The sequence below is a fragment of the Dyadobacter subterraneus genome, from assembly GCF_015221875.1.
GTDB classification, from domain to species: Bacteria; Bacteroidota; Bacteroidia; order Cytophagales; family Spirosomataceae; genus Dyadobacter; species Dyadobacter subterraneus.
Genome location: NZ_JACYGY010000001.1, coordinates 4,390,071 through 4,415,869 on the forward strand (window position 1 = coordinate 4,390,071; position 25,799 = coordinate 4,415,869).

24 protein-coding genes are annotated in these 25,799 nt (G+C 43.6%); 16 read left to right on the forward strand and 8 right to left on the reverse strand.

Annotated features, from left to right (window positions below; translation table 11 throughout):
* Positions 1-548 precede the first annotated feature (548 nt).
* The 8 genes from IEE83_RS18295 to IEE83_RS18330 all read left to right on the forward strand — a co-directional run bounded on the left by IEE83_RS18295 (position 549) and on the right by IEE83_RS18330 (position 14,406).
* A complete protein-coding gene (locus IEE83_RS18295) occupies positions 549-1,511 on the forward strand; it encodes a GlxA family transcriptional regulator (RefSeq protein WP_194121965.1) in 963 nt (320 codons plus the stop codon).
* 9 nt (positions 1,512-1,520) lie between these two features.
* Complete coding sequence (locus IEE83_RS18300) at positions 1,521-2,369, forward strand: DJ-1/PfpI family protein (protein WP_228101861.1); 849 nt, start codon at positions 1,521-1,523, stop codon at positions 2,367-2,369.
* 412 nt (positions 2,370-2,781) lie between these two features.
* Complete coding sequence (locus tag IEE83_RS18305; RefSeq protein ID WP_229251492.1) at positions 2,782-5,379, forward strand: substrate-binding domain-containing protein; 2,598 nt, start codon at positions 2,782-2,784, stop codon at positions 5,377-5,379.
* 267 nt (positions 5,380-5,646) lie between these two features.
* A complete protein-coding gene (locus tag IEE83_RS18310; RefSeq protein ID WP_194121967.1) occupies positions 5,647-6,969 on the forward strand; it encodes a sugar porter family MFS transporter in 1,323 nt (440 codons plus the stop codon).
* 19 nt (positions 6,970-6,988) lie between these two features.
* Positions 6,989-7,870, forward strand: a complete 882-nt coding sequence (locus IEE83_RS18315; protein WP_194121968.1) for a carbohydrate kinase family protein — start codon at positions 6,989-6,991, stop codon at positions 7,868-7,870.
* 20 nt (positions 7,871-7,890) lie between these two features.
* On the forward strand, positions 7,891-11,049 hold the full coding sequence (locus IEE83_RS18320) for a SusC/RagA family TonB-linked outer membrane protein (RefSeq protein ID WP_194121969.1): 3,159 nt from the start codon (positions 7,891-7,893) through the stop codon (positions 11,047-11,049).
* A 13-nt stretch (positions 11,050-11,062) separates the two neighbouring features.
* Positions 11,063-12,772: a RagB/SusD family nutrient uptake outer membrane protein gene (locus IEE83_RS18325; RefSeq protein ID WP_194121970.1), complete on the forward strand. Its 1,710-nt coding sequence runs from the start codon at positions 11,063-11,065 to the stop codon at positions 12,770-12,772.
* 131 nt (positions 12,773-12,903) lie between these two features.
* Positions 12,904-14,406 (forward strand): glycoside hydrolase family 32 protein, encoded by a 1,503-nt coding sequence (locus tag IEE83_RS18330; RefSeq protein ID WP_194121971.1) that lies wholly within the window; start codon positions 12,904-12,906, stop codon positions 14,404-14,406.
* 449 nt (positions 14,407-14,855) lie between these two features.
* On the opposite strand, the gene IEE83_RS18335 is transcribed toward IEE83_RS18330, so the two are convergent.
* Positions 14,856-15,218, reverse strand: coding sequence for a winged helix-turn-helix transcriptional regulator (locus IEE83_RS18335; RefSeq protein WP_194121972.1), 363 nt, complete (start codon positions 15,216-15,218; stop codon positions 14,856-14,858).
* A 222-nt stretch (positions 15,219-15,440) separates the two neighbouring features.
* On the opposite strand from IEE83_RS18335, the gene IEE83_RS18340 reads away from it, so the two are divergent.
* From IEE83_RS18340 to IEE83_RS18360, 5 genes are all read left to right on the forward strand, one after another.
* A complete protein-coding gene (locus IEE83_RS18340; protein WP_228101862.1) occupies positions 15,441-16,136 on the forward strand; it encodes an SDR family oxidoreductase in 696 nt (231 codons plus the stop codon).
* A gap of 62 nt (positions 16,137-16,198) precedes the next feature.
* A complete protein-coding gene (locus IEE83_RS18345; RefSeq protein ID WP_194121973.1) occupies positions 16,199-16,522 on the forward strand; it encodes a nuclear transport factor 2 family protein in 324 nt (107 codons plus the stop codon).
* A gap of 87 nt (positions 16,523-16,609) precedes the next feature.
* Entirely contained in the window at positions 16,610-17,554 is a 945-nt protein-coding gene (locus IEE83_RS18350) for a hypothetical protein (RefSeq protein ID WP_228101863.1), read from the forward strand.
* Between the two features lie 208 nt (positions 17,555-17,762).
* Positions 17,763-18,668 (forward strand): alpha/beta fold hydrolase, encoded by a 906-nt coding sequence (locus IEE83_RS18355; protein ID WP_194121974.1) that lies wholly within the window; start codon positions 17,763-17,765, stop codon positions 18,666-18,668.
* 95 nt (positions 18,669-18,763) lie between these two features.
* Positions 18,764-19,612 carry a helix-turn-helix domain-containing protein gene (locus tag IEE83_RS18360; RefSeq protein ID WP_194121975.1) on the forward strand — a complete coding sequence of 283 codons (849 nt, stop codon included), beginning with the start codon at positions 18,764-18,766 and terminating at the stop codon, positions 19,610-19,612.
* Between the two features lie 126 nt (positions 19,613-19,738).
* Here IEE83_RS18360 and IEE83_RS18365 read toward each other — a convergent pair whose 3' ends face one another.
* From IEE83_RS18365 to IEE83_RS33010, 7 genes are all read right to left on the reverse strand, one after another.
* On the reverse strand, positions 19,739-20,314 hold the full coding sequence (locus tag IEE83_RS18365) for a DapH/DapD/GlmU-related protein (RefSeq protein ID WP_194121976.1): 576 nt from the start codon (positions 20,312-20,314) through the stop codon (positions 19,739-19,741).
* 8 nt (positions 20,315-20,322) lie between these two features.
* Positions 20,323-20,808 carry a cyclophilin-like fold protein gene (locus IEE83_RS18370; protein WP_194121977.1) on the reverse strand — a complete coding sequence of 162 codons (486 nt, stop codon included), beginning with the start codon at positions 20,806-20,808 and terminating at the stop codon, positions 20,323-20,325.
* Positions 20,809-20,827: 19 nt separating this feature from the next.
* A complete protein-coding gene (locus IEE83_RS18375) occupies positions 20,828-21,997 on the reverse strand; it encodes an NAD(P)-dependent alcohol dehydrogenase (RefSeq protein ID WP_228101864.1) in 1,170 nt (389 codons plus the stop codon).
* Positions 21,994-22,584 carry a carboxymuconolactone decarboxylase family protein gene (locus tag IEE83_RS18380; protein ID WP_194121978.1) on the reverse strand — a complete coding sequence of 197 codons (591 nt, stop codon included), beginning with the start codon at positions 22,582-22,584 and terminating at the stop codon, positions 21,994-21,996. Before IEE83_RS18380 ends, IEE83_RS18375 begins: the two co-directional genes overlap by 4 nt.
* Positions 22,585-22,726: 142 nt before the next feature.
* Positions 22,727-23,059: a carboxymuconolactone decarboxylase family protein gene (locus tag IEE83_RS18385; RefSeq protein WP_194121979.1), complete on the reverse strand. Its 333-nt coding sequence runs from the start codon at positions 23,057-23,059 to the stop codon at positions 22,727-22,729.
* 12 nt (positions 23,060-23,071) lie between these two features.
* A complete protein-coding gene (locus tag IEE83_RS33005) occupies positions 23,072-23,227 on the reverse strand; it encodes a cupin domain-containing protein (RefSeq protein ID WP_228101865.1) in 156 nt (51 codons plus the stop codon).
* Positions 23,211-23,579, reverse strand: a complete 369-nt coding sequence (locus IEE83_RS33010; RefSeq protein ID WP_228101866.1) for a cupin domain-containing protein — start codon at positions 23,577-23,579, stop codon at positions 23,211-23,213. The genes IEE83_RS33005 and IEE83_RS33010 overlap by 17 nt, the downstream gene beginning before the upstream one ends.
* Positions 23,580-23,740: 161 nt before the next feature.
* On the opposite strand from IEE83_RS33010, the gene IEE83_RS18395 reads away from it, so the two are divergent.
* From IEE83_RS18395 to IEE83_RS18405, 3 genes are all read left to right on the forward strand, one after another.
* Positions 23,741-24,637, forward strand: a complete 897-nt coding sequence (locus tag IEE83_RS18395; protein ID WP_194121980.1) for a helix-turn-helix domain-containing protein — start codon at positions 23,741-23,743, stop codon at positions 24,635-24,637.
* 307 nt (positions 24,638-24,944) lie between these two features.
* Positions 24,945-25,499: a dihydrofolate reductase family protein gene (locus IEE83_RS18400; RefSeq protein ID WP_194121981.1), complete on the forward strand. Its 555-nt coding sequence runs from the start codon at positions 24,945-24,947 to the stop codon at positions 25,497-25,499.
* A gap of 143 nt (positions 25,500-25,642) precedes the next feature.
* Positions 25,643-25,795, forward strand: a complete 153-nt coding sequence (locus tag IEE83_RS18405) for a hypothetical protein (RefSeq protein ID WP_194121982.1) — start codon at positions 25,643-25,645, stop codon at positions 25,793-25,795.
* The last annotated feature ends 4 nt before the right edge of the window (positions 25,796-25,799 follow it).

The window sequence follows — 25,799 nt, forward strand, 5'->3', positions numbered from 1 at the left end:
CTATAACTTGGCAAAAGTTTCCATGGCGGGCCTCCGGCAGCCCAATGTGAGAAATCCTGCTAAAAAAGTGGATCCTGTCATCAGCCGCTGAATCATTCAAATAAATCTTTGGAAAAAGTTAATCGAATACAATTCTTCTATTTGCCGAAGCTTTCAAAAGGAATTGGTAAAGATTCAAGGAATTAACTTCTCGCCAGATCTGACCTAGAATAAATAAAAAAGCAAAAAATCATGACCGAACTTATTGGCGAAACTAGTTAACATCGTTGACAGGGCTTTTAGGGGAAGATCATTGGCGCGGATTTTCAAGCAAAAATGAACAGTAATCAGGCCTTTAAATGGATTTCTTGAAACACGAACGGATATTTCGTTAAGGCCTCCATCAATCCTAATGTACCACACATGCAACAACTTTCCCAACTTAATCCGCCTCAATAGACCAGGACATCGGATTTATCCAACTGGTTATTTCTGGCCTAAAATGTCCGATCTTTGGCTGATATAAGTGCTGTGCGTTATCTATTTTTACAGCCTGAATAAGCAGTATCATGTCACTAGCCCAACAAGTCATATTTGTAATACCACCCTATGTACACGTCTTAGATCTGAGCGGACCTGTTCAGGTTTTTTACGAAGCCGCTGATTATGGTGCTCCATATCAATTACGGTATTGCTCTTTCCAAAACCAGGTAATGAGCTCATCAGGACTGCCGATGGGGTCTGTTCAGTACTTTACGGAGTTGCAGCCTCAACGTGGTGATCTGATCTTTATCCCGGGTATGGATATGCACTACATACGATCAGAAGCGTTCAGAGCACAGCAGGATTTCCTTGACTGGCTTTTTGCCCAGCATCACAAGGGCGTTGTCATATGTTCGGTCTGCACAGGCGCGTTTATATTGGCTCAAACTGGCCTTCTGAATGGCCGGAAATGCACTACCCACTGGAAGCGGGTTGAGGAATTGCAAAAAACCTATCCGCAAATTTTAGCCCAGCACGATCGTTTATTCGTTAGCGATGGCGGTGTTTATACCAGCGCCGGAATTACGGCTGGAATAGACATGGCACTTGCGATTCTGGAAGAACAGCATGGACCATTGTTTGCCTCCAAAATAGCCCGTGAGCTTGTCGTTTATTTACGCCGCGGCCCTGAACATTCTCAGAAAAGCGTTTACCTTGATTACCGTAATCACATGAACGTAGCGGTTCACCAGTTGCAGGACTGGCTGATTGCTAACCTAAAAACCAGGTTTACTTTGGACGTACTCGCGGAAGTAGCCGGCATGAGTACCCGCAACCTGACGAGGACATTCCGAAAAGAGACGGGAATCTCTATTCATGAATACACCACGCTGTTGCGGCTTGAACTGGCCCGTACCTTAAAGCACAATCCTGGCATGACCATGGAAGCGATTGCAGAGAAGTGTGGTTTTCAGGATGCACGGCAGCTACGCCGAATCTGGCAGAAAGACGAGCTTAAAATCAACACAAGATCATTTATTTCAACTTAATTCAAAACCATGAAAAGCATTCACAATTACCGGTTTTATTTGTTCACAGCTTGCTGGCTTGCCATCGCATGTGGTCCAGTTTCGGCAAGGAAAGTGGGCCCAAACGAAAAGCCACTGGCCTATTATTGTACGCCCTGTGGGAAGGGATGTGATCTGGAAAGGCACGAAAAGTCTGGCAATTGCCAGCATTGCGGGATGCCACTGATAAAACGCAGTATTACCCTTTCAGATTCACTAAAGCAAGATCAGAAGCAAGCTAAAAAAAGAAATGTGGCCATATTCATTCATAATGGCGTCGAGATTCTGGATTTTGCAGGACCCAGCGAGGTCTTTGCTTCGACCGAAGGGTTTAATGTCTACACAGTTTCGCTATCCAAAGAACCAATCATCAGTCAGGGATTTATTAAAATAACACCTACCTATAGCCTGACGGATTGTCCCAAACCTGATATTGTGGTTTTACCTGGCGGGGAAACCGGCCCTTTCATCGAAAATAAACCGCTGATTGAGTGGATTAAAAGCTCATCAACCCACGCTGAAGTGATGCTGTCAGTTTGTACCGGTGCCGGGCTGCTGGCCAAAGCAGGACTGCTCGATGGTAAACAGGCTACTACCTTTCATTCTTATATTGAGCCGCTGCAACGGGCGACACCCAATGCCAGGATTCTGAGTGACACCCGTTTTGTCGACAACGGACAAATCATTACCACCGCAGGTGTTTCGGCGGGTATCGATGGCGCCTTGCATGTGGTTGCGAAATTAAAAGGTAATGTCATAGCCACCCAAACGGCTCGCTATATGGAGTATGATAAATGGAAGCCTGAGGAAGGCTTGATTGTGAAGCAATCGGATAACTAATGTATTTGATGACTGGGTAAGCGAAACTGACAAGCAGGTTGTTAATACAAAAATTCCTACCTCCGTTTGTACCATCAAATATATGGTGGCTTCGCGTGCAAGTCCGTACTATATGCTCCCAGTAGGCAATAGCGAAACGTTCAGTCAAGATGAAAAAAACAGAAATCACAGGTTCCGTTGCTAAATAGCTTATATGCTAATAAGCCTGCATTTGATTCAACCGATAAAATGTAATACTTTTAACCCTTGCAATATTTAGAATGAATACAATAAAAAATTGAAATCTGCTGCGGTAATCCTATTTATCATATTTATAACATTGGGTTGTTCTCAAAAGCAGCCAAAACAGTTCACCATAGGCTTTTCCCAGTGCACAGGCTCGGACAACTGGCGCAGAACGATGCACGAAAACATGCAGCGGGAACTGTCGTTTCATCCTGAAATTAACTTTGTGATGAAAGACGCAGCGGGGCAAAGTGCTAAACAAATTGAGCAGATTCAGCAGTTGATAGATCAGCAAGTAGATCTTCTAATCGTATCACCTAACGAGGCCAAAAAAATTACCCCCATAGTAGAAAAAGCTTATCAAAAAGGTATTCCAGTCATTATCCTCGACCGGCGAACCATGTCCGATCAATATACGGCTTATGTGGGCGCTGAAAATATTGAAGTAGGGAGAACAGCCGGAATTTATGCTAATAACGTACTTAAAGGAAAGGGTAATGTGGTAGAGATAAGTGAGCTGCCCGGATCTTCCGCGGACATTGACCGTCATAAAGGTTTTATAGAGACGATCAAAAGGTTTCCCAAAATTCATCTGGTAGCCAAGCTGGATGGCAACTGGGATAAATACTCGTTTGAGAATAAGCTGACGGCACTTTTAAAAAGTGATCGGCGGATGGATTTTATATACTGTCAGAATGACCGCCGGGCGATCACTGCTTTTGAAATATGTAAAAAACTGGGCTTTGAAAAACGTGTTAAGATTATCGGCGTCGACGGGCTTAATGGTAAAAATGAAGGCATTGATCTGGTTGACAGAGCTATTCTGAACGCCACCATTATTTACCCGACCGGTGGGGAAGAATCCATTCGCACTGCGATTAATATTTTGGAAAAACAGCCCTTCAAACGGGAAAACCGTTTGCAAAGTACACTGATCGATTCCTCAAACGTCAGAATCATGAAGCTGCAAAATCAGAAGGTGACCGCCCAGCAGGAAGATATCGAAAGAAGGCAGCGTAAAATCGAGGAACAACGAGCTATTTCTGAAAATCAGTCCAGTATTATCTATGCAATTTCCATTACCCTTGCGCTGGCTTTACTTTTCGGAGCTCTGTCTTTTTACTCGTTACGTGAAAACAGGAAAATCAACAGAAGACTTGAAAAACAGAATCATGAAATCCTGAATCAAAGAGATCAGATTTCACAAATGGCTGAAAAAGCAACCGTGGAGCATGAAGCCAAACTAAAATTTTTCACCAACATTTCTCATGAGTTCCGAACGCCTCTGACCTTGATTTTAGCACCGGTGCAGGATTTGCTGGACAATGGAAAAATTAAGGATTCGCTGGTTCAGCAGGAATTAAACCTGATTAAAAAAAATGCATTCCGGCTACTTCGCCTGGTGAACCAGCTGATGGACTTTAGAAAAATCGAAGGCCATAAAATGATGATCCGGGCCAGTGAGCATAATCTGATAAGCTTTTTAAAAGACATCATGACCTCGTTTGAAAAAACAGCAGTGAAAAGAAAAATTGATTTTCGCCTGGTCACCTCCGAGCCGAAAGTCATAGTTTGGTTTGATGCCAATATGCTGGACAAGGTGCTGTTTAACCTGCTTTCCAATGCTTTTAAGTTTACCCCGGACAAAGGACGTATATATATTTACGTTAAGATCATTGGTGATGGAATTAAAATTGTAATTGAAGACAACGGAAAGGGTATGATACCGTCAGAGGTTGAGCACGCTTTCGAAATCTTCTATCAGGGAGAGGGCAGTTACAAGACGCTCGGTACCGGTTTGGGACTGGCCCTTTCAAAAGAGCTCATTAATTTGCATCACGGAACAATTTCAGTAGAAAGTCAGCAGAATAAAGAGACAAAATTTACCATTGAACTCCCCCTTGGAAAAGCTCATTTTGAGCCGAGCGAAATATGGGATGAGCCGACTGACGAGATATCGCTCCTGAGAAGTATGGAGCTGCCCGAACTTGAATTCACTGAATCACAGGAAATAAAACCAGCCGTGCAGCATCAACACACCGTATTGCTGATTGAAGATAATGAGGAGCTGATTCGTCTGGTGGAACAAAAACTGCAAGAAAATTATCTGATCGTTAAATCAAATAATGGAGAAGATGGTTTAAAAATGGCTTTTGACCAGATTCCGGATCTTATTGTTTGTGATATAATGCTGCCAGGAAAGGATGGTCTGCAGGTGGCATCCGTATTAAAATCGGATTTCCGCACCTCACACATACCGATCATTTTATTGACAGCGAAAAGTACAACCGAGCAGCAGATTGAAGGCATACAGTCCGGCGTCGATGCGTACATCACGAAACCTTTTAATCTAAAATTTGTCGATGAAACTATAAAAACGCTGCTGCGAAACCGCTCCCTACTTCGTGAACATTATACCAGCGAGTTGCCGATCGTGACAGCATCTGCTGGTAATGCAAGTAAACTCGATAAGAAATTTGTCACCGCATTTACCGCATACATTGAGGAGCATTATGGAAATTCTGATCTGAACGTGGAGGATATTGCCAAAGATATGGGCATGTCTCGTGTGCAGCTTTATAGAAAAGTCAAGGCGCTGCTTGGTTTTAGTGTGAATGAATACATCCAGCAAATTCGTTTAAACAAAGCGCGTTATTTACTCAGACGAAATGATCTGACTGTGGCCGATATTGCTTACAGCGTCGGCTTCTCCTCACCCACTTACTTCTCAACCGCCTTCAAAGCCAAGTATAACCAGACGCCTTTGGAATACAAAAACGCGTGAACAGTTTAAGTTTTGTATCATCCTTTCCGTGCATTGTACTATTTTTAAAAATAGCAACTGACTTCATGTAACAATTTTTAAATGTGGCGTATCAAAACTGAAAGAACGGCACTGCAATTTTTCCTTGAATTTGTTCTAAAATGCTGATTTTGATTCGTCTACCCCTATAAAGTTACATTGTATCAAAGTTTAACTTTTTTGAGATATTATTTAGTTATTCATAGCACTTTCAACAAGTAGTTTTGACAAAAAAAATCAAAACTATCAATGAAGAATAGCAAAGTTTTAGTTTGGTCAATTGTTGTGGCACTGGGAGGTTTTCTCTTTGGATTCGACACAGCGGTGATCTCAGGAGCAGAAAAAGCGATCCAGATTTTATGGAAACTCACAGCCGTCCAGCACGGCTTCACCGTATCTATCGCTCTGATCGGCACAGTCATCGGGGCCATGCTTGGCGGTATTCCGGCCGACAGACTTGGCAGAAAAAAGACTTTATTTTGGATTGCGGTATTATATCTTGTATCATCTCTGGGTTCAGCTTTATCTAATGACTGGTATTTGTTTCTTTTGTTTAGGTTTTTGGGTGGTCTTGGCGTAGGCGCTTCCTCGGTTGCAGCACCTTTGTACATATCTGAAATTTCTCCCGCCAAATCACGTGGAAAAATGGTAGGACTGTTTCAGTTCAATGTGGTTTTTGGTATTCTGATCGCCTACTTTTCCAATTATTTCATGCAGGATCTCGGCGAACATGCCTGGCGGTGGATGCTGGGTATACAGGCTGTCCCGTCAATAATTTTCCTTCTAGCAATCCTGTACGTACCGGAAAGCCCGCGCTGGCTGGTCATGAAAAAAGGAAAACTTGATGAAGCAAGGCGAATACTGGGTTTGATTGATCCAAAAAACAGCGAAGAAACGTTGTCTGATATTCTAAAGAGCACCAACGACAGGCAAAGTCAACCAAAAGCGAAATTATTCTCTGCCACATACAAAACACCAGCCGGACTGGCCGTGATGTTTGCAATCTTTAACCAGGTATCAGGCATTAACGCAATTATTTATTATAGTCCGCGTATTTTTGAAATGACCGGTCTTGGCACGAAGTCGGCTTTTCTTTCCTCCGCAGGAATAGGGCTGGTAAACTTTGCATTTACATTACTGGCCATTAATTTTATTGACCGCTTCGGTAGACGTACGCTGATGCTGATCGGTTCTGTCGGACTGATCGTTACACTAAGTCTTGTTGCCCGCGCCTTTTTTATTGAGGATTTTTCAGGCGTCCCTATTTTCCTTTTTGTTTACATTGCCTTCTTCGCTTTTTCACAAGGCGCCGTGATTTGGGTATTTATTTCGGAAATCTTCCCCAATGAAGTACGTGCAAACGGTCAGGCGCTAGGAAGTTTTACGCATTGGTTTATGGCCGCAGTTGTTGCCTTCTCATTTCCTATCATCTCTGAATATCTGGGCGGCGGTATCACCTTTTCCTTTTTTGCGGTCATGATGGTTTTTCAGCTCATTTTCGTCTGGCGCGTGATGCCGGAAACAAAAGGAACCTCTCTTGAGCGCCTTGAAAAAACAATGGTTTTACACTAATTCAACTCTTTAATTTAATATGACACCTTCTATTGTAATTTTTGGAGAAATGCTCTGGGATATGCTTCCATCCGGTAAACAACCCGGAGGGGCGCCCATGAATGTGGCGATTCATTTAAAAAACTTTGGCCTGAACCCTACCTTCATCAGCCGTGTAGGAACAGACGATCTGGGTGTAGAACTGACCGATTATCTTAACCGGAAAGGCTTGTCAACAGAATTTGTGCAGATCGGAGAAACGCATTTAACCGGGATTGTCAAAGTAAACCTTACCGATAAAACAGAAGTGGCCTATAAAATCGTCCAGCCCGTTGCCTGGGATTATATCCAGCCCGACCCAGGGGTGGATGCAGTAGTGGCCAAATCCGATGTTTTTTTATACGGAAGTCTGGCCGTCAGAAATCAGCAGACCAAAGACACCCTGTATCATTTGCTGGAAAAAGCACCGCTGAAAGTATTTGATGTAAATCTGCGTCCTCCGCATTATGACCGTCAGACGGTAGAATATTTACTCTCCAAAGCGGACATCGTCAAAGTCAATGAGCATGAGCTGGCCATCGTTGCCGGGTGGTATGGAATCCTTCCCGATCCACAGACGCAGATGAAATTTCTGGCTGACAAATTTAAGCTTCAAACGATCTGTCTGACACTGGGCGCTAATGGCGCGGTAGTACTTGACCAGGATGGTTTCACAAGCCAGGGCGGATATGAAGTGCAAGTGCAGGATACGATCGGCAGCGGGGATTCATTTCTGGCCATGTTTCTCAAACATATCCTGGCCGGTTCACCTGTTTCATTGGCACTGAAAAATGCTTGTGCTGTGGGCGCTATGGTCGCTACCTATCAGGGCGCAACCCCCTCTATTTCAGATATCGAACTTGAAGAATTCCTTAATAACTAACCGATTACCATCTATAATTTATGAAAAAACAACTACGATTGATGGTACTGTCCATCCTGTGTTCCATGCAAATTGTGTGGGCACAAACCAAAAGTACCCTTACCGGTACGGTCAAAGCCTCTGACGGTCTAAGCTTGCCGGGGGTGAGTATTCTTGAAAAAGGAACGACCAACGGCGCGATAACTGATGTGGATGGAAAATATTCGATCTCTGTTTCCTCTGCGGCTACCCTGGTATTTTCTTATGTGGGTATGCTCGCCCAGGAACTTCCGGTCGGCAACAACTCTAAACTGGATGTGATCTTGCAATACGATTCAAAAAATCTTGGTGAGGTCGTTGTGGTAGGTTATACATCTTCCAAAAAAGAAGATTTAACCGGAGCAATCGCTGTTGTGGATATGGCGCCACTGAAAAATATCAGCTCGGGAAACCCGATGCAGGCTTTGCAAGGACGTGTGCCGGGTCTATATATTGAAAAAACAGGTTCGCCAAACGGTACGAATTCAAGGATACTGATCCGCGGTGCCAATACACTGGGAAATACCGATCCGCTTTACATCATTGATGGTGTACCTACCAAAAGACCGGAAGTTTTCCAGGGATTAAATCCGAATTCCATCGAATCAATCCAGGTTTTGAAAGATGCTTCTTCCTCTTCGATTTATGGATCAAGGGCTTCCAACGGCGTTATTATTGTGACGACTAAAAACGGTGCAAATTCAAATGGCAAGATCAACATTGATTTTAACAGCAGCGTTTCGGCGCAGTCTGAAAAATACGCGCGGTTTAAAATGCTTAACGCAGTTGACAGAGGCCGTGCATTATGGCGCGCATCGGTTAATGACGGCGTAAATCCCGAAGACGGCTATGGTGCGCTTTATGCATTTGACTGGAACAAGGATTTTAAAAATCCCGTCTTAAACAGTGTAACAGTTCAGCCGTTTGTAGGCGGTAACCCGAATATGCCGGCCGGTGATACAGATTGGCAAAAACAGCTGTACAAAACAGGAATTGTTACCAACAACGAGCTAACGATTTCAGGCGGAAGCAAGACCTCATCACTGCAAGTAAACCTTGGCTATTTCAAAAATACGGGTATGCTGCGTTTCACAGACTACGAGAAAATCAGCGGCCGTATCAATGCTTTAACCAGTGCTTTTGATGGAAAACTAAAAATTGGCGCCAATGTGCAGCTGGCTACATCGAATGAAACGCTTGCTTCAACCGATATCGGCGGCGCGCTCACACCGGGTCTTGCCGTGACCCTGGCCCCTACCATTCCGGTCTATGCCAAAGACGGCTCATGGGGCGGAGCGATTGGTTCGGGCTATTCGGATCGCAATAACCCGCTTCATATGCAAGATATTAACAAATGGGACAATACCAACCGGATGACACTTTTTGGTAATGTTTTTGTTGAAATCCAACCGGTTAAAAACCTGTTTTTAAAAACAAGTCTGGGGGCTGATAATGCCAATTACCGCTTTAAAAATATTGAACAGGCTTTTGAGGAGGGATCTTTTGGCCGTACCAGTAACAGCCTTACACTGGATGAAAACCGCTATTTGAGTCTAACCTGGTCCAACACGGCAAGATATAATCTGGATCTTGGCAATCATCACCTGAAATTTTTGGTTGGTACCGAAGCAATCAAAAATACGCTTGACAACCAGATTGCAAGAAAAGAAGGATTTGGCGTGCAAACCAAGGATTATTTTGTGCTTAATGCCGGTACGGGGAATACAAACGTGACCGGGACAGGAACGGGAAGCCGCCTGCTGTCACAATTTGCGCGGGTTGACTACGGTTTTTCGGATCGCTACCTGGCCGCAGTTACGATTCGCCGGGATGGTTCCTCACGTTTTGGTAGCCAAAATGCGTACGGTATTTTCCCGGCAGCTTCGGTTGGATGGAGAATTGATAAAGAAAATTTCTTTAAAAATGTCAGAAAGATTAGTAACCTGAAAGTAAGGGCTGGTGTGGGCCGCGTGGGAAATCAGGAAATCGGAGACCTTGCCCGTTTCGGTTTGTATGACACGCGCTACGGCACAAGACAGTCCCAATTTTCAAACGGGCACAACAGCTTTTTTGATCAATACTACAACATCGGAACCGCTTATGATCTAAACGGGGCAAATACAGGAATTCTTCCATCAGGTATCGTTTCCATTCAGGGAGCCAATCCGAATTTGAAATGGGAAAGTACCAATGAGGCAAACTTTGGGGTGGATTTCGGGTTCCTGGATGGAAGTATACAAGGTTCATTTGATTATTTCACCCGCAAAACCAGCGACATTCTCATTACGCCACCTATTGCCTCAGCCGTTGGAGAAGGACAGCTCAAAGTGGTTAATGGCGCTGCAAAATCAAACCGCGGGTTTGAATTTTCCCTGGGCTACTACGGCAAACCAAAAGGCGATTTTACCTATAACATTATGACTGGTATCAGCCGCTTCCGTGATAAAATCACTGAATTACCCGAAGAAGTCAGAGCAGCTTATGCCGGAAACGTGCTCAACACCATCCTTGGACATTCCCAATTTGATTTGTTTGGGTATAAAACAAATGGTCTTTTCCAAAATCAGCAGGAAGTGGATGCCGCACCAACACAGGTAGGCGCCGGCCCTGGCCGAATCCGGTATGTGGATACCAATGGCGATGGCAGAATTGATGACCTGGATAGGGTTTTCTTTGGAACGACATTGCCTGCATTTGAGTACAATCTAAAGGTAGAGGTGTTTTACAAAAACTTTGATCTGTCAGTTTTCGGTTCAGGTATTGCGGGAAGAAAAGGATTTGATTCGTATACTTTTTATAACAATTTCATCAGGGGTCGTGATAACGTTGGACCAGGCGTTTTTGATGCATGGTCGCCAACGAATACAGGGTCAAAAATCCCTGCGCTTTCCTTGTCTGATTCCAATAACGAAACACGGACTTCGGATTATTTTAACGTCAATACCTCATACTTTAAGCTTAGAAACATCCAACTGGGTTATGCGATCAATTCCGCATTTGTAGAAAAAATCAAGCTGCAACGCATTCGGCTTTATGTGATGGCTGAAAACCTGTTCCTTGTCAAATCCAAAAGTTTCCTTGGACCAGATCCTGAACGCACCGATATCAACGCGATTCCGATTCCCCGCACGCTTACTGTCGGGCTAAACGTTTCATTCTAACCTTTTCGCAACAATGAAAAATAAATATATCTATTCCTTAGTACTGGCTGGCAGTTTGATAATCACTTCATCCTGCAAGGATTACCTTGACTACCAGCCGCAGGGCCTTTTGTCCTCGGACAATATTAAATCAGCATCCGCCGCAGAATCGCTGGTGACGGCCGCTTACGCAGGCATTGGAAATGATGAAATGATCGGCCCGATGACCAGCATGTGGGTATACGGGAGTGTCCGCTCGGATGATGCCTACAAGGGAGGTGGCGGGGTTTCAGATGTGGCCGAAATTGATTTTTACGAGCATTACAACCTGACAAGGCCGGATCTGACTTTTATGCATCCTTACACCTGGGAGAATTTTTACAAAGCGATTTCCAGGGCCAACGCCGCGCTGGCCAGTTTAAACGCTGTAAATGAGACCGAATTTCCTTTGAAAAAAACAAGGGAAGCTGAAATGCGCTTCCTGCGAGGTCATTCACATTTTATGCTGAAAATGCTATTTAAAAATATTCCCTACATTACCGAAACGATGAGTAGTGAGGATATTTTGAAAGAGTCGAACGTCAAATATAAAAATGACGAACTATGGAATAAAATCGGGGAAGATTTTCAGTTCGCTATCGATAATCTGCCTCAGAAACAAGACCAGGTGGGCCGGGCTAATAAACTTTCGGCGGCTTCTTATCTTGCAAAACTAAGACTGTACCAGGCTTACGAGCAGGATGATAACCACAAAGTGACAAACATCAATAAAACCCGTTTACAGGAAGTGGTGACACTCACCCAACAGGTTATTTCCTCGGGTCAGTACAGCCTGCAGCCGGATTTTGCAGAAAACTTTATAGCCGAAACAGAGAATGGCCCCGAGTCTATTTTTGCCATCCAGTATTCGATCAACGATGGCACCGCAGCAGGCAGGTTGAGTTATGTGACTGGCCTGAATTATCCACACGGAGCACCTCAGTACGGTTGCTGCGGCTTTCATCAGCCGAGCCAGAATCTTGCCAACGCTTATAAAACGGGAAGCGACGGACTACCCTTATTTGATACTTTCAATGATAAAAACGTTGATTTTAATACGGAAACGGTCGATCCCCGCGTAGATCACACCATTGGAATTGACGGACATCCCTACAAATATGATGCAACTAAACCATTCAGCAATAGCTGGATCCGTGACCCTGGCGTTTACGGTTTTTTCCATACGATGAAAGAGCAGCAGCTAGCCACAAGCGCGTCTTATCACAAAGAAGGTCCTTTTATTGGCACGTCTAAAAACATTGATATTATCCGCTACGACGATGTACTGCTGATGCAGGCAGAAGCTTATATTGAACTGGGACAGCAGGCACTTGCCCTTCCACTGATCAACCAGATCAGAAGAAGGGCAGCGGCAAGCACAGGACGGTTGAAAAAAACGGACGGAACCTTGCCTTCAAAGTATAATATTAAAGAATACGCATCCGGCTGGACACAGGATTATGCCAGAAAAGCATTGCAATGGGAAAGAAGACTGGAATTTGCCACCGAAAGTCCACGATTCTTTGACCTGGTGCGCTGGGGTATTGCTGAAAAGACGCTGAATGCCTACCTTGATAAGGAAAAAACACGAAGACAATTTTTAGCAACGGCGAAATTCACTGCGGGCCGTGACGAGTATCTGCCGATTCCACAAAGAGAAATCAGCTTTACCAAAGGCCTATACAAACAGAACCCGGGATTCTAAAAATCCTGCCCCGGCTGCCAAAATAGGCAGCCGGCTTATCTGACCGAGTTCTTTAAAGAACTAGTGTTTCAAAAAAAGGATTTCAAAAATCAACCTACGATTACCGAAAAGGGAAAGCCAACCAACATAACATGAAAAAAATTATCATTTGCCTATTGCTTATTTGCGCACTGGCCAGACCTTTCTTGATGGCGCAGGACTTTCAGGAAAAATACAGGCCACAGTTCCATTTTACACCCAAAGCCAACTGGATGAACGATCCTAATGGCATGGTTTACCTGAACGGAACTTACCATCTTTTCTATCAGTATTATCCAAATGACAAGATTTGGGGTCCCATGCACTGGGGACATGCGACTAGCTCTGATATGATCTCTTGGAAAGAACAGCCTATTGCTTTGTATCCGGACAGCCTCGGCTATATTTTTTCCGGAAGTGCAGTAGTGGATAAAAACAATACAGCCGGATTTGGGAAAGATGCTCTTATAGCCATTTTCACACACCATGATCCGGTGCTGGAACAGCAAAAGACCGGAAAACATGAGTCGCAGAGCATCGCCTATAGTCTGGACGAAGGCAAATCCTGGACGAAGTACAAAGGGAACCCGGTAATTAAAAATCCGGGCATCAGTGACTTCCGAGATCCGAAGGTCAGATGGTTTGAGCCGCAAAAAAAATGGGTCATGACTTTAGCGACAAAAGACCGGATAACATTTTATTCTTCCGCTGATCTGAAATCATGGATGCGTGAAAGTGATTTCGGGGTCAATGAAGGTGGTCATGGCGGTGTATGGGAATGTCCTGATCTGTTTCCGATCAAACATGAGGGGAAAGAAATCTGGGTTTTGATCGTCAATATCAATCCCGGCGGACCAAATAAAGGCTCTGCGGGCCAGTACTTTCTGGGAAACTTTGACGGTAAAACTTTCACTTCGAATTCAAAAGAAACAAAATGGCTAGATTATGGAACAGACAATTATGCTGCGGTCACCTTCGCTAATACCGGTGATCGTACTATTTTAATGGGCTGGATGAGCAACTGGCAATATGCCAATCAGGTTCCAACAGACCCTTGGCGAAGCGCTAATACCATCGCCCGGCAGCTAGGCTTGAAAACAGTTGGGAAAGAGCTCTATCTGACATCAGTTCCTGTGCAAGAACTGGACGTTTTAAATACCACAGGCTTTTCTCTAAAAAAAGTAAAAGTTAAAGGGCAACTGGACCTGACAGATAAAACAAAGAATAATACGGGCTTATTCCGACTGGATTTAACAATGGAAAGTAGAACAGACTTTTCAATTGTGCTGTCAAATCAGCAGGGAAACGAAGTTATTGTCGGCTATGATAAAGCCGCAAACCAGTTTTACATTGACCGATCGAAATCTGGTAATTTGGGTTTTGAAAAAGGTTTCGCAGCAAAACACGTAGCGCCAAGGTTCTCGCAAGCGAGCAATATTCCTCTTACATTAATTGCCGACGCGGCTTCGATTGAACTATTCGCCGACAACGGACTTACCGTAATGACTGATATTTTCTTTCCCGAAAATCCGATGTCCAAATTGTCTGTTAAATCTGTTTCGGGTATTACCGTTGACAGTTTAAAATATGCCGTTTTAAAATCCGCGGTGAAATAACAAATGTATCCTATCCTTTCGTCATATATAATGCGCAGCATATAGAAAACAATTTCAATTAACACTTAGAGGTTCGAATACAAACAAATATTTTTTTGCCTGATATTCGAACCTTTCAAATTTTTTTAAGATTGAATATTCAGATTTTTCTCAAATCATTCGCTTGGGTCTGGATTTGCTCACCACGATATTACGAAACATTACATATCTTGATACTTTACTCAGTGCACATAGTGAAAGCCAAATCGAACAAATAATGGCTTCATCAGAAAATTTTCGGAGTAAATGAGGCTAAGCTTATCAGCGAAATACCAAAGAAGGCACTGTTCCGCGAGCCATGAGCCAATCGTGTTTCTTGTATGAAAATAAAGTCCTCTTGCCTTAGAGAAATCTAGGGCAGATTTGGCTTACGTCAAATTGGTCCAACGTTACAGATAGCATCATTTCAGCTAACTATGCTGGATATTCTTTTCAATAAGACTCCGAAGGCGCTGGTCATGCGCATCGCCCCACTGCCCGATTGCTCCGATAACCGGAATCAGCGATTTTCCGAAATCAGTGAGATAATACTCTACTTTGGGCGGCACAACGGGATAAATGATTTTTCCAACAAGCTCATGGCTTTCCAGTTCCTTTAACTGTACGTTCAACACGCGCCGGGATGCCCCCGGAATTTTTCTTTGCAGCTCACTGGGACGTTGAAAACCTTCGTTTATAAACCACAAAAGCCGCATTTTCCATTTGCCGTAAAGCACCTCACCGATCAGGTCTAGCCCGCAGTTCAGGTCGGGTAATGTTTTTCTTTCGTACATATTGCAAATATAAATATATGCTTTCATCAGTTCAATAGGGATAAATTTATCCCTATATGAATCGTAAATCCGTACTTGTCAGCATTTAACATACTGCCGAAATTTGTCCTAAACAAAACAACAAAGTCATGGACATGAATTTTGAAAACGAGCTGGCGGGTAAAATTGCGCTGGTAACCGGAGGAAGTAAAGGAGCAGGAAAGGCAATTCCAGATCGCCTTTTTGCAGGCGGGAGCTAAGGTGATCATTACCGCCAGAAATAAGCCGGAGCCGGAAAACAATGATATTTATTTCATCGCGGCAGATTTAAGCAAACCCCAGGGAACCCGGAAAGTAGTCGACGAAGTGATCGATAAATTTGGTCGGCTGGATATTTTGATCAATAATATGGGCGGTTCAGAAACGCCCGGCGGCGGATTTGCAGTGCTTTCAGACCAGGATTGGGAGTTATCTTTTCAGACCAACATGCTGGCACCTGTGCGGTTGGACCGTAGCTTTCTGCCAGGCATGATCACGCGCGCAGAAGGAGTCATCATCCACATTGCATCCATTCAGGCCAAACTGCCGCTATATGATTCCACGCTACCCTATGCGGCAGCGAAGGCCGCCCTTGTCAATTACAGCAAAACCCTGTCCAATGAAGTTTCGTCCAAAGGAGTTCGCGTGCTCGCCGTATCGCCTGGCTGGATTATGACCACAGCCTCCGGCAAGATGATGGAGCGGATATCAAAAAGCTCGGGCGGCACGCTAAAAGAAGCTGAAAGCAGCGTAATGAACGCGCTGGGCGGCATCCCTTTCGGAAGACCGGCCTGGCCGAAGGAAGTGGCCGAGCTGGTTGGCTTTCTTGTTTCTCCCAGGGCAGCATACCTGACTGGCACAGAATATGTGATTGGATGCGGCACCATACCTACGATCTAATCATCTATTTATCAAACCATTATGTAATACAAAAATCATTTTTTTAAATAAAAAATAATATCATGCAACTCCCTGAAAACATTGAAGGCCTCATCAAGGCACAGAACGAATTCGATAGCAATGCATTTGCTGCGTATTTTACAGAACAGGCAACCGTTTTCGATGAAGGATCATCTTACTCAGGCAGAGACGAAATTAGGGATTGGATACAGCAGGCGACTGAAAAGTACAAGATGCAGTTGAAAGCGGTCGACTTCCTGCAAACCGGCTCGAAGGGAAAGCTCACTGTTGAAGTAGCCGGCACATTTCCGGGAAGTCCTGCCCTGATGCAATATCACCTGGAACTGAATGATCAACTGATCAGCTCTTTAAAAATCACTGCTTAAAGGTTTAATGTATAATTTCGCAGATATTGCTTAGGGAAAAGGCGTATCTGATCACCGAGCCAACCTGGGAAACGATAATAAACGCAAATGTTGCATACCTATTTAATCAGCAAACCGGTGCTTAAACTGGCATTCTTAGCTTTGGCGCTGCTGTTTTTTTCAGACCTGACTTCGGCTCAAAATTTAGACTACGCTAAGGATAGTGAGATTTTCAGGCGGATTAGGATTGCCCCTGAAAGTGTCTTTAAAAGTTTCCGAGAGGCCGGAATGAAACCCGCTGACCACAAGCTGACGCCGGCTCAAATGAAAAAGGTAAGCAATGCTTTTGCACTGTTGCCACCTTTGCACCAGCGGATTTTAAAACAACATTTGCAAAGCATCAGCTTCATGGATAATATGCCAAACACGGCGCTGACATCGCCAGTGGACCCGTCCCGTGGACTAAAAATGTTCAACATTACTTTTCGTGCAGGTTTACTGGATCAGACCATTTCAGAGTGGGCAACCTGGAAAGAAAACACCTGTTTTAAGCCGGCAGCTGATTTTGGCTATAAAGTGCAGGTGGAAGGCGGAAACATGGATGCGATCGTTTATGTGCTGATGCATGAGGCCACGCATATTATAGATGCAATGCTGGAGATCACCCCTCATCCTGCCGAATCAGATTCAGTGGTGAAACCAACGTTATTTACAAAGGACATCTGGCGTAAAATGAACGTGCCTGCCGATCCATATATTGATTCTCTTTTGGAAAAAACCCGCTTCCGAAGCGGTCAGCCGGTGCCGATTTCACTTGCCCCGGAAGTCTATCAAAAGCTCGCGCAGACACCCTACCCTTCTTTGTATGCCATGGCAGCATGGTTTGAGGATATCGCCGAGCTTGCTACAATCTATCACCTCACGAACAAGCTTAGTCAACCCTTCCTTGTCATTGTTACCAAAAATAATACCGAGCTGGCAAGATTCGAGCCAATGAAAAACGGACGGGTTAAAAAGCGATTGGATCAGTTGGCGATCTTTTATGCGAAGTGATATAATATTACTTCCCTTCACAGCTGCCCGATGCGGCTTTTATCATCACTGTGCTGCTGCTAAAACAGTCTGAGGGAAAAATGTACAAGGCGCTTTGCCTTTTATCCATTCTTCCGCCCTGTTTGATATGCCAACTTTGTGATGTCAAAACAACGACAATCAACTAGGGGTTAGTTGATTATCTTTTACACTCAATCTTACTACTCAAATGAAAACTATTGCATTGACCATCGGATTTATCTTAATGCTTTTCCAAAGTCAATTTTTATTTGCACAAACACGCAAGCCCGCATCCCTGGGAAGGGAAGAGTACATTGAAGTTGAAAAAAATGTTAAACTTCATGTAATAGATCTTGGCCAGGGGCAGCCGGTAGTACTCATACACGGATGGCCGCTGAACAATGAGATGTACGAATATCAATACCAGTACCTGGTTGAAAAAGGGTTCAGGGTTATCGGCATTTCCCTGCGCGGTTTTGGAAAATCCGACAGGCCGTACGGAAAATACGACTTCGACACATTTTCCGACGATATCAAAGTGGTGCTCGAAAAATTAAAAATTGAAAATGCAACCCTTGGAGGCTTTTCGATGGGCAGTGCCGTGACACTTCACTTTGTGACCAAATATAAAGGAGCACATATCAGCAAACTAGCCCTATTCGGTGCAACCGGCCCCTCATGGAAGCAACGCGAAGGCTATCCTTATGGCATCACCGACCAAGCTGCGGCTGACCTGATCAAGCAGACCAAAACCAACCGTGAGCAACTGGTTGCAGGTTTTGGAAAAGCCTTTGAGGGGCAACAAGACGGACTTTCCCAGGAGTCGATCAAATGGCTGGAAAATATCAATCTGAATGCATCGCCCTACGCTACCACACAGGCCATTACTGCACTTGGTGAGCTGGACCTGCGTGCTGAATTATCAAAAATTAATATGCCCGTTGCAATATTTCATGGGGTAAATGATAAATTGTGTGACTTTTCTCTGGCCGAACAGTTGAACAAAGCCATCAAAGGCTCCTACATCGTGAAATTTGAAAAGGGCGGACATGGATTATTCTTGGAGGAAAAGGATAAATTTAACTCCGAGCTCGAAAAATTTGCAAGAAAATAAACTCCTGGAAGTTCCTGTGAAGCTGTTAGTTGCCTCACAGGACTTTCAATTAGCTTGTATTAAAAAATCATTCTTCTCAATCCGGGTATGCCGCCATGAGTTCAACCGTTTTCAACAATAATTTAAGAACGTTGGGATTACTGAAAGTAAGTCAGCAGCAGACAGACATCATTAACGGCCCTGACTATAAGCAGTACATCAAAATCCTTTATTTGCCGGCCGGATACAAGATCAGGGTAGATTTTTCCTGTTTCGACACGCAGCAGCCGACACTATTCTTTATTAGTCCTAACCAATATCTTGAAATAGAATCGGCAGGAGAGCAAAGCGGCTATTTCATCTTCTACAACCGTGATTTTTATTGCATTCAGATCCATGATCAGGAAGTGGCCTGCGATGGCCTGCTGTTCAACAATATCGGAAATATGCCCAAAGTAGAGGCTTCCCAGGAAGAAACCGCTTTTTTAGAAAGCTTATTCAAGGAAATGATCCAGGAATTCAAACTCAATGATAGCTCGCTGGAGGAAATGGTCAGGACCTACCTCAAACAACTGCTCATTCGGGCGACGCGCTCGTGGAAAAGACAGCATCTGAAAAATGCAGTGACTGAACAGCAAAGCGATCTTGAATTTTTCCGCAAATTCACCAGGCTCGTCGAAGAGCATTATAAATCCAAACACACCGTCGCCGATTACGCAGATTTTCTTTGCATGGCCCCAAAAACAATCACACATAAATTCAACCGTCTAAAACTGCCACAGCCCAATGAGGTAATCAAGAACCGGATTATTTTGGAAGCAAAACGGTTGCTGGTTCATACTTCCCTTACGGCAAAGGAAATTGCCTATGAACTTGGCTATAACGACCCGGCTTATTTCAGCAGACTGTTTCAAACGAAAACAGGCGAATCACCCTCGGGTTTCAGGGCAAACTTTTTGGGATAATAGCTGATTTCCCTCTGCTTTTTTGAACAAAATAAGCTAACAAGAACGCTGTCCGTTCGTATAATTACAGTAATTTAATATAACAGAAATGCTCAAACCGCTTACCAAAAGCTGACGCCGTAAATTTTAGAATGTCTTTATCATTCTTGCAGGAACACCTGCAAAGATCGTATTGGGCGGAACATCCCGGCTCACTACTGCACCGGCAGCTACAATGGCGTTTTCTCCAACTGTAACGCCTGCCAGAATGGTTGCCCCGGCACCTATCCAGGCATTCCGCTTGATGATGACCGGTTTTAAAATGAGCGTTTTTCGGTCTGCGGCATCAATCGGATGGTTTTCCGAAGTAAGATTTACTCTCGGACCAAGTTGAACATCATCCTCAATGACAATCCCTCCGATATCCAGAAAAGAGCAGGCATGGTTAATAAATACATTTTTACCAAGGCTTATTGATCTTCCAAAATTGGTGTAAAATGGAGGAAATATCATCGTAGAATCATCAACTTTGGTCCCCATTATTTCGCTCAGCTTAGCGCGTACCTGCTCCACGTCGGTTGCCGAAGTATTCATTTCAACGCATAGCCTTATGGTCTGTGAGACCACATCAGCAAACTTGCTGTAATCTGCATCATCTTTGCTGATGGGCGTGCCCGCCTTCATTCTTTCGAAAATATTATTTTGTTTCTGTTGATCAATCATTTGTCATTTTATTCAAGTTCAAAAGTAATGGTCACATTGCCAGCACCGACTGCCTTTGCAAGACCTGATGCATCCTCAATGCGCCCAAGACGTGTATAGGAATACTGCGTTGGAAAACTTTTATAAAAAAGCACCAGTGTACTCGAACCATAAATCATCAAATCTCCTGCATGAATTGTTCCAGGGTTTGATGCATTGGTTGGCAGCTTTGATGAAAAATTAAATAGCTTTTCATTTCCATTTAATTCACTCATTACAGCGGTCATTGGCATTCTGGCTTTAAATGCGGCAACAGCCTGGTTACTGCCCAGTGCAGCCTTAAAAGTTTTTGAACCAATACTGATTTTTAACCGGCCGCCGCCAGAAGAAGTATCAGCATTAACGTTTCTTTCTTCTTTGTTTTGGGTAATGTTACTATCGTTAGCTGTTTTACAAGCCATGAAACCAATTAAGAGAATGACAAGTGGAAATAAAACCAGCATAGACTGTTTCATATTTTGGGTATTCAAGGGATTAAATGGTTGCCGCATCAATGACATACCGGTAACGGGCCTGTTTGCCAATAACCTTATCCCAGGCATCATTGATCTCTTGGGCTTTGATGATTTGTATTTGCGGGTAGATTTCGTTCTTCGCACAGTAATCCATTACCTCCTGAGTTTCAGATATTCCGCCAATCAGCGAACCGTTGAAATTGACGCGGTTAAAAATCATATTGAAATTATTGATCACAAGTTCACCGTTTACCGGCTGGCCGACCTGGGTGAAATATCGGTAGGGTTTTACACAGGAAATGTAACTGGACATATCATAGGCGTAAGGAACGGTTGAAATCATAAAATCCAGCTTTCCAAACCAGGGTTTCAGATCATCCGCTCCTTTTACGACAATCACCTCTTTAGCTCCAAACGAAAGAATGTCTGAGCGTTTGCTTTCCGATGTCGTGAAAGCGTAAACATCGGCTCCTTTTGAAACTGCCAATTTGATAGCCAGATGGCCCAAACCACCAATGCCCACCACACCAATTTTATCGCCTTTTTTTATTCCGGCTCTCATCAGTGGAGAATAGGTTGTAATGCCGGCACAAAGCAGTGGAGCGGCGAATTTCAAATCCATTGCTACCGGAATTTTGATAGCAAAGTGCTCGGTGACCACGATATTACTGGCATATCCTCCTTGGGTAATCCCAGTTGGTGATGATTTTTCAGGACTGCCGTAGGTTCCGGTCATACCGGTGGTTTCACAGTGATGTTCCTCTCCTTTTTTACAGCTCTCGCATTGCATACAGCTGTTGACCATACAGCCAACACCGGCTTTATCACCCACCTTGAATTTGGTAACGTTTTTACCCACGGCTGCTACAATCCCGGCAATTTCATGACCCGGAACCTGCGGATACTGCTGTGGCCCCCAATGACCGCGAATGGTATGAATGTCGGAATGACAAATCCCAGAATATTTAATGTCGATCAGAATATCGTTATCACCAACCTGACGCCTTTCAAAATTCCAGCGCTGCAGTTTACCGTGTTTGTCCTTTCCTGCGAACCCCTTTGTTTTTACATTACTGCGCATACTTTTTGATACCTGGCTTTGCGAAAAAAGCTGCAAGGGACTAAAAGCGACTAAGCCTGTTATGGCCGTTTGCTTCATAAACTTTCTTCTTGATGTCTTTTTCATCATTTGAGTTTTTTAAAGATTTGCAACATGGTCTCTGCGTCAAGCACATTCATATCCACCAGTTTTAATGACTTGACCATTTTCACCGTTGTTGTTTTGTAATGCAGGAAATGAGGTGTTTTTAAATGGGACTGGTAGGCAGCACTATCGGCATAGATCTCGATAATCCTGATCTGGGTTGGCTGCTCTTTAATGCTCATGGGAAAAATGGCGAGTACACCTGGTTCTTTTTTAATCGATGCTGCCGCTTCTTCTTTTAAAATGGCATGATATTCAGTCAGCTGAGCGGGCAGAATTTCGATTTCTGAAATGCGAACCAGCATACCGGGTTCAATGATAGGGACCCCTGGTTTTGCCAGGACTTCCCTTAATGAATTGGCCTGTGTCCTGTCGACAAATTTTTCAATCAGGTCTGCCAGTTCTGCTAGTTGGTTTTCTGTGATACCGGTATTGATTCCCATTTTCACATGGGACTGCAGCTGTGTTCTTACACCGGGCATCGCTGCAAGAGCAGAAATGGTTACCAGTTCACGCTGTTGAAAGGTCAGCACATCGCTTTCAAAAACATCGGCAAACAAATGTTCCTTCAAAAACACGTCGATACGCGGTGCAAACTCTCCAAATCCCGGCGCCGGCCTTGACTGTGATGCTTTTGTCAGTATTTCTAAAACCTTCCTTCCTTGCTCGTACTTATCTTTGGCAGATTTTTTTAAGACCTTGGATTTTCCCTGCTTATCGGTAATACCGCTCCCCCTTTCTTTTTTCAGTGACAGCCATCAGCGCGCTGATGCCGTTCAGACTTCTTGGAAAACCACAATATGCATACAGCTGCACCAAAATTTCCTTGACCTGTTCAACGTTCAATCCTGCATCAAGCCCGGTGTCCAACTGCTTTGACAGATTTTCCAGATCCCCGCTGGCTGTCAGGGCCGAAATGGCCACAATGCTTTGTTGTTGAAGGTTTAGCTCTTTTTTTTGATCCATAGAGGTTTGTGCTTTCGTTACAGTTACAGCGAACATGAGCACCAAAAGAAGCGCACATGAAAATGGTTTGGCCTGGCTCATGGCATAATCTGTTTATTGTTTATTAACTGCGTTATATTCTTGATCTGAAACCGGTTTAAGCCAGATCACATTGGTATCACCCTCAAAATTCGTGATCGCGATATGCGTCATCTTTGTAGTTTGGGCGGCTCCATGCCAGTGCTCAACATTTTCAGCAATATTGATCACGTCTCCTTTTTGAATGGGCTGGCGCTGGCTTTCCTTTTTGCTGAAAGAACCCGGCACCTTCTGTTACAATCAGAACCTGTCCTTTCGGATGCATGTGCCAATTTGTTCTGGCGCCCAATGCAAAGCTTACACTACCCATTACAAAATTGTTGTTTTTGTCTCTTGCAAGAAGCGGTTTCAAATAGACGTCCCCCGTGAAATATCCGTTTGTCAATTTGTCACCTATTGGGAAGAGTGCTTTGCTTTGATTATCTGTCATTTTTGTTAAAGTTTTATTTTGGCTGTAAGCTGTGCATGGTAGCACTGCTGCAATCAGAAGCGCGTAAAGAATGGATTTGAAGTTTCGTTTCATGAAATATTTTTTAACTTTTTTTCACATAACAAAGGTCGCGCATACAGCCAGGCAGATTTTTATACAGATTACAGGTTTATTTACCACTTTTACTGATCCGGCTTGTAGAACAGATTCGGGTGATTCTGAATTATTATATTTGCCTTGTAATCAGACGAGATATGGATCAGGTAGAAAGAATAGATACGGTTAAACAGTACAACAACTGGGTGGGCGCCGATACGCTGCATCCTTTGGTAAGTGTGGTTAATTTTAACGAAATTCCCACCATACAACATTTCAGGCGCTATATGGGCATTTACGCTGTATTTTTGAAAAACATCAAATGCGGTGATATGATTTATGGTTGCCAGCCCTACGATTACGAGGACGGAACTTTGGTTTTTGTTTCTCCGGGGCAGGTATATGGAATTGACAGCAAAGGCAAGTCGATGAAACCCTCTGGTTATGCGCTGATCTTCCACCCTGATCTGATTACTGGAACACATCTGGGAAAAATGATTAGAGAATACTCTTTCTTTTCCTATGAAGTCAATGAAGCACTTCATTTGTCAAAAAAAGAAAGAGAAACGATCGTGGATTGTTTTGAAAAGATCAGAACTGAGATCGATCAAAATATCGACAAGCATAGTAAAACCCTGATTGTTTCAAACATTGAGCTGTTTCTTAATTATTGCATGCGGTTTTATGACCGTCAGTTCATCACCCGAACCAACGCGAATAAAGACATTCTGGTACGGTTTGAAGATTTATTAAACGATTATTTCAAATCCTCTAAGGCCCAGACTCTGGGGTTGCCCAGTGTGGCCTACTGCGCGGAAATACTCTGTCTGTCACCAAATTATTTTGGAGACCTTATTAAAAAAGAAACCGGAAACACAGCGCTGGATTTCATTCAATCCAGGTTAATCGAGGAAGCAAAGGTGAAGATTTTCGAAGCCAATACTTCATTTGGCGAAATTGCCTTTCAACTTGGATTCAAATATCAGCAGCATTTCACGCGGCTTTTCAAGCAGAAGACCGGCCTTACCCCTAATGAATACCGGAATTTGAACTGACCGCGGAAGCTGTTAATCTTTAAAGTCCGATGCTGAACGCTGGACACCTGTTCATCAATCATACTTCACACCAAATGCGTGAACGCGAAGAAATATTTTTCTCTAATGATTAGCTTACAGAAGGGATATTGTTAACTTGTTACCCCATCGCCATGATTAATCAAGATTTATCATATCATCGTTGAGAACTGTTCACAAACTTATCCGGTTGGCTCAAATGCCCTCTTTTTTGACCTGGATTGCCACCATACTAATTCATGCAACCGCTTATTTTTGACCAATTCTAAAATCAAAACAAAGCGTCAAGATGAGAACTGTAACATTTGGTATGAATATCAGCTTAGATGGGTATTGCGATCACACTATTTTCAATCCCAGCAAAGAGATTCATGATTATTTCACAAGTAAGATGGATGAGGTCGATCTGCTATTTTTCGGCCGTGTCATGTATGAGCTTATGTTTCCGTACTGGGCTGATGTTGCAAAAAAACAATCGGGAAGCGAACATGAAAACCGATTTGCCCAAAAACTTACTGCGATCGACAGAGTTGTTGTTTCAAGATCATTAGAGCATTTGGAAGATGGAACCAGGATTATTCACAGCAATCCTTCCCAGGAGCTGCTCAAATTAAAACAGCAGCCAGGAAAAAAAATATCAGTGGACAGCGTAAGCCTCCTTCCAGAATTGATCGGCGCCGGCCTTATCGATGAATTTCATTTGGTAATTCACCCAGGTATTGCAGGGAAAGGAAGGCGACTGCTGGATGATGGAAGCCTTCAGGAAAAACTTAATTTAAAGCTGGTTGATACCCTGACTTTCAAATCCAGCGGATGTGTGGCGCTTCATTATTTGAAACAGTGAGGTAAAAGTTAAATGAGGGATTCTGCTGACGATTCACATCTGACCTTTTCAGCATATAAACTTCTGCGGTATTATTTTTAGGAAAGATCTTACCTGATAAACTGATGGATAGAGTAATTATGAGCCAGTTGAAATAAAAGTTTATGGATAAAGATCAAAGGCTTCACCATAATATCTTACATGCTTATTCCTTTCAAAAAGAACAAAGTTCAGAGCAGTTTCTTTCCGAGCACGCTTTTGAAATTACATTGTCCGGCGAAGCGCAGTATTATATGAACGAAGGAACTTTCTTTTAAAAGA

Excerpts from the sequence above, each read along its gene's own strand:
- IEE83_RS18295 (WP_194121965.1), top strand. The coding sequence starts at position 549 with ATGTCACTAGCCCAACAAGTCATATTTGTAATACCACCCTATGTACAC.
- IEE83_RS18300 (WP_228101861.1), top strand. The coding sequence starts at position 1,521 with ATGAAAAGCATTCACAATTACCGGTTTTATTTGTTCACAGCTTGCTGG.
- IEE83_RS18305 (WP_229251492.1), top strand. The coding sequence starts at position 2,782 with ATGCAGCGGGAACTGTCGTTTCATCCTGAAATTAACTTTGTGATGAAA.
- IEE83_RS18310 (WP_194121967.1), top strand. The coding sequence starts at position 5,647 with ATGAAGAATAGCAAAGTTTTAGTTTGGTCAATTGTTGTGGCACTGGGA.
- IEE83_RS18315 (WP_194121968.1), top strand. The coding sequence starts at position 6,989 with ATGACACCTTCTATTGTAATTTTTGGAGAAATGCTCTGGGATATGCTT.
- IEE83_RS18320 (WP_194121969.1), top strand. The coding sequence starts at position 7,891 with ATGAAAAAACAACTACGATTGATGGTACTGTCCATCCTGTGTTCCATG.
- IEE83_RS18325 (WP_194121970.1), top strand. The coding sequence starts at position 11,063 with ATGAAAAATAAATATATCTATTCCTTAGTACTGGCTGGCAGTTTGATA.
- IEE83_RS18330 (WP_194121971.1), top strand. The coding sequence starts at position 12,904 with ATGAAAAAAATTATCATTTGCCTATTGCTTATTTGCGCACTGGCCAGA.
- IEE83_RS18335 (WP_194121972.1), bottom strand. The coding sequence starts at position 15,218 with ATGTACGAAAGAAAAACATTACCCGACCTGAACTGCGGGCTAGACCTG.
- IEE83_RS18345 (WP_194121973.1), top strand. The coding sequence starts at position 16,199 with ATGCAACTCCCTGAAAACATTGAAGGCCTCATCAAGGCACAGAACGAA.
- IEE83_RS18350 (WP_228101863.1), top strand. The coding sequence starts at position 16,610 with ATGTTGCATACCTATTTAATCAGCAAACCGGTGCTTAAACTGGCATTC.
- IEE83_RS18355 (WP_194121974.1), top strand. The coding sequence starts at position 17,763 with ATGAAAACTATTGCATTGACCATCGGATTTATCTTAATGCTTTTCCAA.
- IEE83_RS18360 (WP_194121975.1), top strand. The coding sequence starts at position 18,764 with ATGAGTTCAACCGTTTTCAACAATAATTTAAGAACGTTGGGATTACTG.
- IEE83_RS18365 (WP_194121976.1), bottom strand. The coding sequence starts at position 20,314 with ATGATTGATCAACAGAAACAAAATAATATTTTCGAAAGAATGAAGGCG.
- IEE83_RS18370 (WP_194121977.1), bottom strand. The coding sequence starts at position 20,808 with ATGAAACAGTCTATGCTGGTTTTATTTCCACTTGTCATTCTCTTAATT.
- IEE83_RS18375 (WP_228101864.1), bottom strand. The coding sequence starts at position 21,997 with ATGATGAAAAAGACATCAAGAAGAAAGTTTATGAAGCAAACGGCCATA.
- IEE83_RS18385 (WP_194121979.1), bottom strand. The coding sequence starts at position 23,059 with ATGAGCCAGGCCAAACCATTTTCATGTGCGCTTCTTTTGGTGCTCATG.
- IEE83_RS33010 (WP_228101866.1), bottom strand. The coding sequence starts at position 23,579 with ATGAAACGAAACTTCAAATCCATTCTTTACGCGCTTCTGATTGCAGCA.
- IEE83_RS18395 (WP_194121980.1), top strand. The coding sequence starts at position 23,741 with ATGGATCAGGTAGAAAGAATAGATACGGTTAAACAGTACAACAACTGG.
- IEE83_RS18400 (WP_194121981.1), top strand. The coding sequence starts at position 24,945 with ATGAGAACTGTAACATTTGGTATGAATATCAGCTTAGATGGGTATTGC.
- IEE83_RS18405 (WP_194121982.1), top strand. The coding sequence starts at position 25,643 with ATGGATAAAGATCAAAGGCTTCACCATAATATCTTACATGCTTATTCC.